Origin of the sequence: Vibrio sp. 1874 (assembly GCF_033344395.1) — a bacterium.
GTDB classification, from domain to species: domain Bacteria; phylum Pseudomonadota; class Gammaproteobacteria; order Enterobacterales; family Vibrionaceae; genus Vibrio; species Vibrio alginolyticus.
Window position 1 is genome coordinate 1 of sequence record NZ_JAWPOR010000031.1, and the last position, 11,985, is coordinate 11,985.

At 45.5% G+C, this 11,985-nt stretch carries 10 protein-coding genes; all 10 read left to right on the top strand.

Annotated features, from left to right (window positions below):
- Positions 1–227 precede the first annotated feature (227 nt).
- Positions 228–1,547 (top strand): 23S rRNA (uracil(1939)-C(5))-methyltransferase RlmD, encoded by a 1,320-nt coding sequence (rlmD, locus tag R8N46_RS23835; RefSeq protein ID WP_025768846.1) that lies wholly within the window; start codon positions 228–230, stop codon positions 1,545–1,547.
- A gap of 123 nt (positions 1,548–1,670) precedes the next feature.
- Entirely contained in the window at positions 1,671–3,890 is a 2,220-nt protein-coding gene (gene relA / locus R8N46_RS23840) for a GTP diphosphokinase (RefSeq protein WP_005380915.1), read from the top strand.
- A gap of 365 nt (positions 3,891–4,255) precedes the next feature.
- Positions 4,256–5,059: a nucleoside triphosphate pyrophosphohydrolase gene (gene mazG / locus R8N46_RS23845; protein ID WP_005383780.1), complete on the top strand. Its 804-nt coding sequence runs from the start codon at positions 4,256–4,258 to the stop codon at positions 5,057–5,059.
- Positions 5,060–5,264: 205 nt separating this feature from the next.
- The gene (locus R8N46_RS23850; RefSeq protein WP_065274849.1) at positions 5,265–6,905 is read left to right on the top strand and encodes a CTP synthase; all 1,641 of its coding nucleotides are present in this window, start codon (positions 5,265–5,267) and stop codon (positions 6,903–6,905) included.
- Between the two features lie 78 nt (positions 6,906–6,983).
- On the top strand, positions 6,984–8,285 hold the full coding sequence (gene eno, locus R8N46_RS23855) for a phosphopyruvate hydratase (protein ID WP_005380909.1): 1,302 nt from the start codon (positions 6,984–6,986) through the stop codon (positions 8,283–8,285).
- A gap of 295 nt (positions 8,286–8,580) precedes the next feature.
- Complete coding sequence (ftsB, locus tag R8N46_RS23860; RefSeq protein WP_005380907.1) at positions 8,581–8,862, top strand: cell division protein FtsB; 282 nt, start codon at positions 8,581–8,583, stop codon at positions 8,860–8,862.
- A 1-nt stretch (position 8,863) separates the two neighbouring features.
- The gene (gene ispD / locus R8N46_RS23865; RefSeq protein WP_017633548.1) at positions 8,864–9,571 is read left to right on the top strand and encodes a 2-C-methyl-D-erythritol 4-phosphate cytidylyltransferase; all 708 of its coding nucleotides are present in this window, start codon (positions 8,864–8,866) and stop codon (positions 9,569–9,571) included.
- Between the two features lie 14 nt (positions 9,572–9,585).
- Positions 9,586–10,062: a 2-C-methyl-D-erythritol 2,4-cyclodiphosphate synthase gene (gene ispF / locus R8N46_RS23870; RefSeq protein WP_005380896.1), complete on the top strand. Its 477-nt coding sequence runs from the start codon at positions 9,586–9,588 to the stop codon at positions 10,060–10,062.
- 45 nt (positions 10,063–10,107) lie between these two features.
- Positions 10,108–11,151 carry a tRNA pseudouridine(13) synthase TruD gene (gene truD / locus R8N46_RS23875; RefSeq protein WP_017633547.1) on the top strand — a complete coding sequence of 348 codons (1,044 nt, stop codon included), beginning with the start codon at positions 10,108–10,110 and terminating at the stop codon, positions 11,149–11,151.
- Positions 11,151–11,927, top strand: a complete 777-nt coding sequence (gene surE / locus R8N46_RS23880; protein WP_005380894.1) for a 5'/3'-nucleotidase SurE — start codon at positions 11,151–11,153, stop codon at positions 11,925–11,927. The genes truD and surE overlap by 1 nt, the downstream gene beginning before the upstream one ends.
- Positions 11,928–11,985 lie beyond the last annotated feature (58 nt).

Genomic DNA, 11,985 nt, shown 5'->3' on the forward strand with positions numbered 1-11,985 from the left:
GTAATTACACGTGCTCGTAAGCCATATCTGGTCATGTTATCTAATTACATCGGAGTCTGGATATGGGAAAATAACGCATTATTTCTCAAGCGCACGATAAAGCCTTGAGCAAAGAAGTGACGTCACCGAATAAACGGTAAGCATAATCAAGTCACTCGAATCACACAACGGCTGCAATCAAGAATAGTGAAGCCGAAGAGCAATTACATATAAATCAGGCATAGAGCATGGCACGCATCTTTCAACCGAAAAAGAAAACCCAACTCAATACTCGGCACCAAGCAGTGCAAGTAGAGCGTTTAGATCACCACGGTGCAGGCATTGCTTACCTCAAAAAGAAGCCATTGTTTATTGATGGAGCACTGCCGGGTGAGGAGGTGGTCACTCAATTGGTGGAAGAAAAGAGCAAATACGCTCGCGGTAAGTTGATTAAAATCCTTAAGCCGAGTGAAGCTCGTGTGGAGCCATTTTGCCCACATTATCATGAGTGCGGTGGCTGTGATTTGCAGCATTTAGATTATGACCAACAATTGACGTACAAACAGCAAACGTTGCGTCAGCTAATGCGAAAATTTTCAGGCAGTGATATTGAACTAGATGCCCCGTTATTGGGATATTCGCAGGCCTACCGTCGCCGTGCGAGAGTGAGCTTGTTTGTTGATAAAAAAACACGTCAGCTACATTTTGGTTTCCGTAAAAAGCAGAGTAAGCAAATTGCGCAAGTGACCGATTGCCCAGTGCTGGCACCGGAACTGAATGTTTTGCTGCCAGAGATTTACTCAGCGCTAAAAGCGTTCAAAAAGCCTGAACAATTGGGTCATGTAGAGCTGGTACTTGGTGATAATGGGCCGTGTATTACGCTGCGCCACTTGAGCGCTCTGACAACGAGTGAAACTCAATCTCTAACGGAGTTGGCAAAACGTCATGGCGCATCGTTGTACTTAATGCCATCGACAGAACAATTAGACCTTATCGAAGGCGATATGCCTTTTTATCAAGAAGTTGGAGTGAAAATCCCTTTTGCACCAAATAACTTTATTCAAGTAAACCAAGGTGTAAACCAACAAATGGTCAAACAAGCGGTTGAGTGGTTAGACCCACAAAAGAGTGACCGAGTGTTAGATTTGTTCTGTGGTTTAGGCAACTTTAGTTTACCAGTTGCGAAATTAGCTAAGTACGTGGTTGGAGTAGAGGGTGTTGCAGAGATGGTAGAAAAAGCCACAAACAATGCATCTTTGAACCAAATCAATAACGCGCAATTTTATCACGCTAACCTTGAGCAAGATTTTGAAGGCCAAGCCTGGGCCGCAGAGCGGTTTGATAAAGTATTATTAGACCCAGCACGCGCGGGAGCGAGTGGGATCATCGATCAAGTTTCTGAGCTTGGCGCACAGCGTGTAGTTTATGTTTCTTGTAATCCTGCTACCCTTGCTAGGGATAGTCAAAGCTTGATAGAGCAAGGCTATAAATTAACGAAATTAGGTATGCTGGACATGTTCCCTCATACCAGTCATCTAGAATCGATGGCATTGTTTGAAAAGTCCTAACTTTAGGACTTTGACCCCTTATTTGTGGTGGGTGGTCATAAAGCCAGCGTGTACGCGCGGTAAAAAGAACTAACCTGGACGGTGTTAGTCAAACCACACGAATATAATAATTAGGATGATGAGATGGTTGCGGTAAGAAGCGCGCATTTAAACCAAGATGAACAGTTTGAACTCGAAAACTGGGTGGCTAGCCTAGGACAAGAGAAAAACACAGCCTCACGCTTAATCGAAGTATATCGAGATTGCCAGACAGTATTAGCTGATAACGAGCAAGCAGAACTGTTGTTGTGGCGTGGACGAGAAATGATCGAAATTTTGATCACCTTGTCTATGGATCAAGCCACTTTAGTGGCTGCTCAACTGTTTCCTTTGGTTTCAAGTGGTGCTTTTAACAGAGAAATTCTGGAAGAGAAATACAGCAAAGAAATCATAAAATTAATCGACGGCGTTGAAGAAATGGCTGCTATTGGCCAACTCAACGTCAACATGGAAGGCAGTGCAGCGTCATCTCAGGTAGATAACGTACGCCGCATGCTGCTTGCCATGGTGGATGACTTCCGCTGCGTGGTTATCAAGCTTGCGGAGCGAATTTGTAACCTTATTGAAGTTAAAAAAGCGCCTGATGAAGTTCGACGTGCGGCGGCAAAAGAGTGTGCCAACATCTATGCGCCGCTAGCAAACCGATTAGGCATCGGTCAGCTGAAATGGGAAATTGAAGATTACGCTTTCCGCTACCAACAACCGGAAACTTACAAACAAATTGCCAAACAGCTTTCTGAGCGACGCATCGTTCGTGAACAGTACATCAAAGACTTTGTTGAAGACCTCACGCACGAAATGGAAGTGTCGGGCATCAATGCCGAAGTGAGTGGTCGACCTAAGCACATCTACAGCATTTGGCGAAAAATGCAGAAGAAGAGTTTGGCATTCGATGAGCTGTTTGATGTTCGAGCAGTACGTATCATCGCAGACAAACTGCAAGACTGTTACGCGGCTTTGGGTGTAGTTCACACCAAATACAAGCACCTACCGAGCGAGTTTGATGACTACGTTGCTAACCCTAAACCAAACGGTTATCAATCGATCCATACAGTAATTCTAGGGCCAGAAGGCAAAACCATCGAGATCCAGATTCGTACCAAGCAAATGCATGAAGAGTCGGAACTGGGTGTTGCAGCGCACTGGAAATATAAAGAAGGGGCAAGCAGCCGAAGCGGTTATGATGAGAAGATCACGTGGCTGCGTAAGCTACTGGATTGGCAAGAAGAAATGTCTGACTCTGGCGAAATGCTCGATGAGTTACGTAGCCAAGTCTTTGATGACCGTGTTTATGCCTTTACACCACGTGGTGATGTTGTCGATTTGCCAATGGGGGCAACGCCGCTAGATTTTGCCTATCACATTCACTCCGAAGTGGGACACCGTTGTATCGGTGCCAAAGTCGGAGGTCGTATTGTGCCGTTCACGCATAAATTACATATGGGTGACCAAGTCGAGATTATCACTCAGAAAGAACCTAACCCATCACGTGACTGGTTAAACCCATCATTAGGCTTCGTTCATTCTGGTCGTGCGCGTGCCAAAATTAACGCCTGGTTCCGAAAACAAAGCCGTGAGAAGAACCTTGAAGCAGGTCGTGAAATCCTTGAGCATGAGTTAGCCAAAATTGGCGCAACGTTAAAAGATGCAGAGCATTACGCCCTCAAGCGGTTTAACGTCAAAACACCAGATGAATTGTATGTTGGTGTAGGTAGCGGTGATTTGCGTATCAACCAAATAATTAACCATATCAACGCGTTAGTTAACAAGCCAACGGCAGAGGAAGAAGATCAGCAAGCACTGGAAAAACTGCAAGAAGCTGAGCATAAATCACCCGCGCAAAGCCGACCGAAAAAAGACGCAGTTGTAGTAGAAGGCGTCGATAACCTAATGACACATCTAGCACGTTGCTGTCAGCCAATTCCAGGTGACGATATCTCTGGTTACATAACGCAAGGTCGTGGGATTTCAGTACACCGTAGTGACTGTGAACAGCTAGAAGAACTGCGCCATCATGCGCCAGAGCGCATCATCGATACAGTCTGGGGCAGCGGCTTTGTGGGGTCATACATCCTCACCGTGCGTGTTGAAGCGATGGAGCGAGGTGGTCTACTCAAAGACATTACGACACTGTTCGCCAACGAAAAGATCAAAGTGACCAGTATGAAGAACCGAGTCGACTACAGACGTCAACTTGCCATCATGGACTTTGACCTAGAAGTCACCAATATTGAGGTGCTTTCGCGGGTTTCGAAACGTGTGGAACAGATCAAGGATGTCATGACGGTGAAACGCCTCGGCTAAAACTCTCGTCATAGTTATCGTTGTAGCGTTGTTGACTGCACGCACTCCGGAGTGCCGGCCCAGGCTCATCACATGGTGAACCATGTGATGGAGTCTCGTTTGTTTGTCGCCTAGCTACAACTTCAACTATTTACAGAGTTACACTTGCGTCATATTTGGCTTTTTATCTGCGTTAGCTGCACTTATTCCGACGCGCCGGCTCAGGGGCATCACATAGACGAGCTATGCTCAGGAGTCGCGAAAATTTGTTGCCTTGTCAAAGTAACAATTACTTAGTGAAAGCTGCTGAGAAAATATAATGTAGAAGGTGAGTGGTTTTGGCTGCTCACCTTTTTCTTTAATAGAAAGGTTTAAAGGAACAAAAAATGAGTCATCCAATTGAACAGTTAGAACAAATCATGGCGAAGCTGCGTGACCCAGAAAATGGTTGCCCTTGGGACTTAAAACAAACCTTTGACACCATCGTTCCGCATACTATAGAAGAAACCTACGAAGTGGTGGACGCGATTCAAAATCGAGATTGGCCCAATCTAAAAGAAGAGCTAGGGGATTTGTTGTTTCAGGTGATTTTTTACAGTCAACTAGCGAAAGAGCAAGAGCTGTTTGACTTTTCGGATGTCGTCGAAACCGTGAACGAAAAACTGACTCGTCGCCACCCGCACGTTTTTTCAGATGTTGAGTTTGAATCTGACGAGGAAATTAACGCGAACTGGGAAGCGGAAAAAGCAAAAGAAAAAGCCCTAGTAGGCAAAGCGGAAGAAAGTATCCTAGACTCAATACCAAACTCTTTACCTGCACTTTCTCGTGCTACAAAAATTCAGAAAAAATGTGCAAAATTTGGGTTTGATTGGGATTCACTTGGCCCGGTTGTCGATAAAGTACGAGAAGAAATTGACGAAGTCATGGAAGAGGCACTGCAAGTTCAGCCCGATGAAGAGAAAGTTGAGTTGGAGCTCGGTGATTTGCTATTTGCGACTGTCAATTTGGCTCGCCACCTTGATAAAAACCCAGAAGTCGCGCTAGGAAAAGCAAACGTAAAGTTTGCGCGACGTTTTAAACAAGTTGAAGGCAAGGTCCAGCAGTCAGGCAAAGTACTTACAGATTGTTCTTTATCAGAACTTGACCATTTTTGGGATGAAGTAAAACAAGAAGAATCGAGGCAGAGGTAAACTGGCAGAATACATAATATAAGGTCAGCTTGTTTGGTTACACGAAAACGGACTTTGGTTTGTCTTTGCTCACTTTGATTTGAAGCAAAAAATAAAAAATTACGGTGTGATAGATTTCACGTTGTGGCGGTAAGGAGCTTCTGGTATATTTATCTCCCGTCCAGAAGCACTCCATTTCCCTCATTCAACCAATTTCAGGTTAAACATGACGACAAATTACATTTTTGTTACTGGCGGGGTTGTATCCTCTCTAGGTAAAGGTATTGCAGCAGCATCTCTTGCGGCTATTCTAGAAGCTCGTGGTCTTAAAGTGACTATGATGAAGCTTGACCCTTACATCAACGTTGACCCGGGCACAATGAGCCCTACTCAGCACGGTGAAGTGTTCGTTACAGAAGATGGCGCAGAGACTGACCTTGACCTTGGTCACTACGAGCGTTTTATCCGTACCAAGATGACCAAGCGTAACAACTTCACTGCAGGTCGTGTTTATGCCGACGTACTTCGTAAAGAACGTCGTGGTGACTACCTAGGCGCAACTATTCAAGTTATCCCTCATATCACTAACGCAATCAAAGATCGCGTTATTGCAGGTTCTGAAGGCCATGATGTGGCTATCGTTGAAGTTGGCGGTACTGTTGGTGATATCGAATCACTACCATTTATGGAAGCGATTCGTCAGCTAGCTGTTGAGCTAGGCCGTGAGCGCGCAATGTTCATGCACCTAACACTTGTTCCTTACCTAGCGGCAGCGGGCGAAGTGAAAACTAAGCCGACGCAACACTCTGTAAAAGAACTTCTATCTATCGGTATTCAGCCAGATATCCTAGTTTGCCGTAGCGATCGCGTTATTCCTGCGAATGAGCGTAAAAAAATCGCACTGTTCTGTAATGTTCCAGAAAAAGCAGTAATTTCAATGAAGGATGTAGACTCTATCTACAAGATCCCTCAGTTGATTAAATCTCAAGGTCTAGATGACCTTGTGTGTGCTCGCTTTGGTATTACTGCTCCGGAAGCAGACCTTTCTGAATGGGAACAGGTTATCTACGAAGAAGCAAATCCTACTGGTGAAGTAACCATCGGTATGGTTGGTAAATACATTGAATTACCAGATGCATACAAATCTGTGAACGAAGCGCTTAAACACGCTGGCTTGAAAAACCGCCTAAGCGTCACAATTAAGTATGTAGACTCACAAGATATCGAAACAAAAGGCGTTGAACTTCTAGAAGGTTTGGACGCAATCCTAGTACCAGGTGGCTTCGGCGATCGTGGTATTGAAGGCAAGATCCGTGCGGCTCAATATGCACGTGAAAATAACGTGCCTTACCTGGGTATTTGTTTGGGTATGCAAGTTGCACTAATCGAATACGCGCGTAACGTTGCGGGTATGGAAGGTGCACATTCAACAGAATTTGACAAAGAGACTAAGTACCCTGTGGTAGGTTTGATCACAGAGTGGGTAGACGAATCAGGTAGCGTAGAAGAGCGTACTGAAAAGTCTGACCTAGGCGGTACGATGCGTCTTGGTTCACAGCTGTGTCACCTAGAGAAAGGGACTAAAGCTCGTGAACTGTACGGTAGCGCGACGATCCATGAACGTCACCGTCACCGTTACGAAGTGAATAACGTGCTTCGTCCGCAAATCGAAAAAGCAGGCCTAAAAGTATCAGGTCTATCTGCGGACAAGAAGTTAGTGGAAATGATTGAGAACCCAGCTCACCCATGGTTTGTAGCGGCTCAGTTCCACCCAGAATTCACCTCGACTCCTCGCGATGGACATCCATTGTTTGCAGGTTTTGTTAAGGCTGCGGGCCAAAACGCACGCGGCGAATTCGAGAAGTAAAAGGATACGGGCGGCGGCGAAGGTTGTGCTGCTGCCCTTTAAGATTGACATTTATATTTGAAACGAGAGGAAACATTAATGTCTAAGATCGTTAAAGTTCTAGGTCGTGAAATCATCGACTCACGTGGTAACCCAACTGTAGAAGCTGAAGTACACCTAGAAGGCGGTTTCGTAGGTATGGCGGCAGCTCCATCTGGCGCATCTACTGGTTCTCGCGAAGCTCTTGAGCTACGTGACGGTGACAAAGCACGTTTCCTAGGTAAAGGTGTTCTTAAAGCAGTTGAAGCTGTAAACGGCCCAATCGCTGAAGCTCTAGTTGGCAAAGACGCTAAAGACCAAGCTGCAATCGACGCAGTAATGATCGAACTAGACGGCACTGAAAACAAATCTAAATTCGGTGCTAACGCTATCCTAGCTGTTTCTCTAGCAAACGCTAAAGCTGCTGCTGCTGCGAAAGGCATGCCTCTATACGAGCACATCGCTGAGCTAAACGGCACTGCAGGTCAGTTCTCTATGCCTCTACCAATGATGAACATCATCAACGGTGGTGAGCACGCAGACAACAACGTTGACATCCAAGAGTTCATGATCCAACCAGTTGGCGCTAAGACTCTTAAAGAAGGTCTACGTATCGGTGCAGAAGTATTCCACAACCTAGCTAAAGTTCTTAAGTCTAAAGGCTACAGCACTGCAGTTGGTGATGAAGGTGGTTTCGCTCCTAACCTTAAATCTAACGCTGAAGCTCTAGAAGTTATCGCAGAAGCTGTTGCAGCTGCTGGTTACGAACTAGGTAAAGACGTTACTCTAGCTATGGACTGTGCTGCATCTGAGTTCTTCGACAAAGAAGCTGGCATCTACAACATGAAAGGCGAAGGTAAAACTTTCACTTCTGAAGAGTTCAACCACTACCTAGCTGAGCTAGCTAACCAATTCCCAATCGTTTCTATCGAAGACGGTCTAGACGAGTCTGACTGGGATGGCTTCAAGCACCAAACAGAACTACTAGGTGACAAGCTTCAACTAGTAGGTGACGATCTATTCGTTACTAACACTAAGATCCTTGCTGAAGGTATCGAGAAAGGCGTAGCTAACTCTATCCTTATCAAGTTCAACCAAATCGGTTCTCTAACTGAGACTCTAGCTGCAATCAAGATGGCTAAAGACGCAGGTTACACAGCAGTAATCTCTCACCGTTCTGGCGAAACTGAAGATGCAACTATCGCTGACCTAGCGGTAGGTACAGCAGCAGGTCAAATCAAAACTGGTTCTATGAGCCGTTCTGACCGTGTTGCTAAGTACAACCAGCTAATCCGTATCGAGGAAGCACTAGGTGATCGCGCTCCTTTCAACGGTCTTAAAGAAGTTAAAGGTCAAGCTTAATTCTTAATTGAATTAACCGCTTAACTTAAAGCTTTTGAAACACCCTGCTTTGGCGGGGTGTTTTTGTATCTGACATATGAGAACAGGCTTTGCTTTTTGATGTCTTTCGCTTACGTTCATTTGTGATTCCATAGAACGAGGAAGGAGAGAGTAGAGAAGTCTCTTTGTTTCATTTTGCTGCTTATTTCTTGTAAGGAGCGTGTGAGTCTCCCTTTCTCCCCTAGAGGCAACCTCGCATTTATGCTATATATGTCTCCTTATCTAATTCCTTCCGGTACAGAATGTTAGCAGCGATATGCGAATCTTTGTTATAGCCCTTACGCTACTGTTTGGCTTGCTTCAATACACTCTATGGTTTGGTAAAAACGGAGTGTCTGACTACTACACAGTAAAAGATGAAATTGAAGTTCAGCAACAAGTGAACAGCAAGCTACAAGCTCGCAACAATGAAATGTTCGCTGAGATTGATGACTTAAGGCAAGGTCTTGATGCGATTGAAGAACGTGCGCGTCATGAGCTCGGTTTAGTTAAAGATGGCGAGACTTTTTACCGCATTATAGGTGAGGAAAACCATTAAAATGTTGGATATGAACTCATCGCATATCGCAATTGTGCCAGCTGCTGGTGTAGGGAGCAGAATGAAGGCAGATCGCCCTAAGCAATATTTATTGATCGAAGGTAAAGCGGTACTGGAACATACCGTAGAGAAACTGCTTTCTCACCCAAATATTTCTAAGGTTGTCGTTGCCGTTACTGACGGCGACCCATATTACCCAGAATTGTCCATTGCTAAGCACCCAGATGTGATTCGTGTAGCTGGTGGTAAAGAAAGAGCAGACTCTGTGTTATCAGGGCTAAACTATGTCAATGAGCATCTGGAAAGCGAGTGGGTATTAGTCCACGACGCTGCGAGGCCATGTGTATTAACATCCGACATTGACCGTTTGATTGATGTTTGCTGCGCCCACTCAACGGGTGGCATTCTCGCATCTCCTGTGAGAGATACAATGAAGCGAGCAAACGCAGTACAAGATATCGATCATACGGTAGATAGAGAAGCATTGTGGCATGCACTTACTCCACAAATGTTTAAAACTCAGCAGCTTACTCAAGCACTGGCTGACGCATTAGAACAGGGTGTAACCATTACCGATGAAGCCTCGGCTTTGGAATGGTTAGGCGAGAAGCCAGCCTTAGTTCAAGGGAATGCGAACAATATAAAAATCACTCAGCCAGAAGATCTCGCGTTAGCCGAGTTTTATCTAAGCCGTGAGCGCGGCGAATAAAGAAAGGATAGAAAATGATTCGAATTGGTCATGGTTTCGATGTACATAAATTCGGTGGTGAAGGCCCAGTCATTATTGGTGGTGTAGCAATCCCTTATGAGCAAGGTTTGATTGCACACTCAGACGGCGATGTAGCGTTGCATGCGTTAACGGATGCTCTGCTGGGCGCGATTGCTGCCGGCGATATTGGTCGTCATTTCCCAGATACGGATGATAAATGGAAAGGCGCAAACAGTCGTGAATTACTGAAAGACGTTTACCGTCGAGTCAAAGAGCAAGGCTACCGTCTTGGCAATGCTGATGTAACCATCATGGCACAAGCGCCTAAAATGGCACCACACATTGACGCAATGTGTGCGGCAATTGCCGAAGACCTAGAAACCGACATTAGTAACATCAACGTAAAAGCGACGACGACAGAACGTCTCGGTTTTACTGGACGCAAAGAAGGCATTGCAACGGAAGCCGTTGTACTTCTGTTTAAGCAATAACTAGCAATTTGCTCCCCTAAGCTGTGATATCAGCGGAAACACATCATGTCAGACATTTTATCTTCATTGGCTTACCTAACGGGTAAGCCAGTTGCATCGGCAAAAATTAAAGCGCAGCCAGAGCATTTTCAGGTTCGCGAAGATTTAGGTTTTGCCTTTACGGGCGAAGGCGAGCACTTAATGGTTCGTATCCGTAAAAAGGGCGAGAACACCAGCTTCGTTGCTAACGAGTTAGCAAAAGCCTGTGGTGTTAAGTCGAAAGACGTTAGCTGGGCGGGTCTTAAAGACCGTCATGCGGTGACGGAACAGTGGTTAAGTGTCCATTTACCAAAAGGTGAAACGCCAGATTTTTCAGCGTTTTTGTCTCAATACCCAAGTATCGAAATCCTTGCAACAGATCGTCACAATAAAAAACTGCGTCCTGGTGACCTAGTAGGGAACGAGTTCGTGGTTACTTTGTCTGAAGTGACAGATATAGCGGATGTAGAGCAACGTCTTGAAAAAGTGAAACAAGTTGGCGTGCCAAACTACTTTGGTAGTCAGCGTTTTGGTAACGATGGTAACAACCTTGAAGAAGCACGTCGATGGGGACGCGAAAACGTTCGTACCCGCAATCAAAACAAGCGCAGCATGTATTTATCAGCGGCTCGTTCGTGGATTTTCAACCGCATCGTTTCAGCTCGTCTAGAGAATGGTGTGTTTGATAAGTTCATTGATGGTGACATTGCACAGACGAATTCTGGCACTCAGTTGATTGATGCAAACAACATCACTGATTTGCAAGTACAATTTGCACAAGGTGAAGCGGCAATTACCGCTGCGCTTGCTGGCGATAATGCACTGCCTACTCAAGCCGAGGCTCTGGCATTAGAGCAACCGTTTTTAGACGAAGAGCCTGACCTCATGGCGCTGATTCGTGGTAATCGCATGCGCCACGATCGTCGCGATATTGCGCTGAAGCCAAAAGATTTAGCTTGGACGGTTGAAGGTAACAACATTACGCTGACTTTCTCACTGGATGCGGGATCTTTTGCGACCTCTATTGTTCGTGAGTTAGTTAATGAGGTTGAAGTAGAAAGAGAATACTAATGGAACAGGATTCACGAAACCCGAAGCCCTTAAGGGTCTTAATCAGCAATGATGATGGTGTTCATGCTCAAGGGATTCATGCCCTCGCTGATGAGTTGAGAGATATCGCTGAAGTGACCATTGTCGCACCTGATCGAAATCGTTCAGGTGCTTCGAATTCACTCACATTAGAACAACCATTACGCGTGACTGAAATTGCCCCAAATATCTACTCAGTGCAAGGCACGCCCACGGATTGTGTGCATTTCGCGCTGAATGAGCTAATGAAAGATGATTTGCCTGATCTTGTTCTGTCAGGAATCAACCATGGCGCTAATTTGGGTGATGATGTTCTTTATTCTGGAACAGTAGCAGCCGCCATGGAAGGTCATTTCCTTGGCGTTCAGTCGGTGGCTTTTTCTCTAGTGGGTAAGCGACATTTCGAATCCGCCGCTAAAATTGCACGTCAAATTGTACAACAGCATTTAGCGTCGCCGATTCCAACGAATCGTCTACTGAACGTAAACGTGCCTGACTTACCATCAGAGAATTTAGGTGAAATTGAAGTTACGCGTTTAGGTGCACGTCATCACGCAGAGAATATGATCAAGCAGAAAGATCCGAGAGGCCATGACATTTATTGGTTAGGCCCACCAGGAAAGGAGCAAGATGCAGGAGAGGGCACGGACTTTTATGCAATTGAGCATGGCCGAGTTTCAATGACGCCTCTGCAAGTTGATCTCACCGCTCACGAGTCGCTGCGTGCTATGGATAGTTGGTTAAAGGAAGAGAAGTAATGAGTAACCCACATGCTGACAGGTTGATAGCGTTTCTTATCTCCAGTGGCATCAAAGA

Excerpts from the sequence above, each read along its gene's own strand:
- R8N46_RS23850 (WP_065274849.1), top strand. The coding sequence starts at position 5,265 with ATGACGACAAATTACATTTTTGTTACTGGCGGGGTTGTATCCTCTCTA.
- rlmD (WP_025768846.1), top strand. The coding sequence starts at position 228 with ATGGCACGCATCTTTCAACCGAAAAAGAAAACCCAACTCAATACTCGG.
- ispF (WP_005380896.1), top strand. The coding sequence starts at position 9,586 with ATGATTCGAATTGGTCATGGTTTCGATGTACATAAATTCGGTGGTGAA.
- truD (WP_017633547.1), top strand. The coding sequence starts at position 10,108 with ATGTCAGACATTTTATCTTCATTGGCTTACCTAACGGGTAAGCCAGTT.
- ftsB (WP_005380907.1), top strand. The coding sequence starts at position 8,581 with ATGCGAATCTTTGTTATAGCCCTTACGCTACTGTTTGGCTTGCTTCAA.
- eno (WP_005380909.1), top strand. The coding sequence starts at position 6,984 with ATGTCTAAGATCGTTAAAGTTCTAGGTCGTGAAATCATCGACTCACGT.
- surE (WP_005380894.1), top strand. The coding sequence starts at position 11,151 with ATGGAACAGGATTCACGAAACCCGAAGCCCTTAAGGGTCTTAATCAGC.
- ispD (WP_017633548.1), top strand. The coding sequence starts at position 8,864 with ATGTTGGATATGAACTCATCGCATATCGCAATTGTGCCAGCTGCTGGT.
- mazG (WP_005383780.1), top strand. The coding sequence starts at position 4,256 with ATGAGTCATCCAATTGAACAGTTAGAACAAATCATGGCGAAGCTGCGT.
- relA (WP_005380915.1), top strand. The coding sequence starts at position 1,671 with ATGGTTGCGGTAAGAAGCGCGCATTTAAACCAAGATGAACAGTTTGAA.